This is a genomic window from Microseira wollei NIES-4236 (assembly GCF_020521235.1).
Taxonomy (GTDB): Bacteria; Cyanobacteriota; Cyanobacteriia; order Cyanobacteriales; family Aerosakkonemataceae; genus Microseira; species Microseira wollei.
Window position 1 is genome coordinate 1 of sequence record NZ_BLAY01000599.1, and the last position, 361, is coordinate 361.

Below are 361 nucleotides of genomic sequence, written 5' to 3' on the forward strand. Positions count from 1 at the left end.
GGCAGAATGCCGTGCCCCGACAACCATAAATCAATGTAGGGGCACGGCGTCAATCACCTTTGGTATCCACCAAAGATGGCAGAATGCCGTGCCCCGACAAGGAATGGGGTGGCAGGTTTGCCGGTAGAGGCACGGCGTGTAATAACGTTTGGTATCAACCAAAGATGGCAGAATGCCGTGCCCCGACAACCATAAATCAATGTAGGGGCAAGGCGTCAATCACCTTTGGTTGATACCAAAGATGGCAGAATGCCGTGCCCCGACAACCATAAATCAATGTAGGGGCACGGCGTCAATCACCTTTGGTATCAACCAAAGATGGCAGAATGCCGTGCCCCGACAACCATAAATCAATGTAGGG

1 protein-coding gene is annotated in these 361 nt (G+C 52.1%); it reads left to right on the top strand.

Annotation, left to right across the window (positions count from 1 at the left end):
- Positions 1–83 precede the first annotated feature (83 nt).
- Positions 84–233 (top strand): hypothetical protein, encoded by a 150-nt coding sequence (locus MiSe_RS49985; protein WP_226595065.1) that lies wholly within the window; start codon positions 84–86, stop codon positions 231–233.
- Positions 234–361 lie beyond the last annotated feature (128 nt).

Excerpts from the sequence above, each read along its gene's own strand:
- MiSe_RS49985 (WP_226595065.1), top strand. The coding sequence starts at position 84 with ATGCCGTGCCCCGACAAGGAATGGGGTGGCAGGTTTGCCGGTAGAGGC.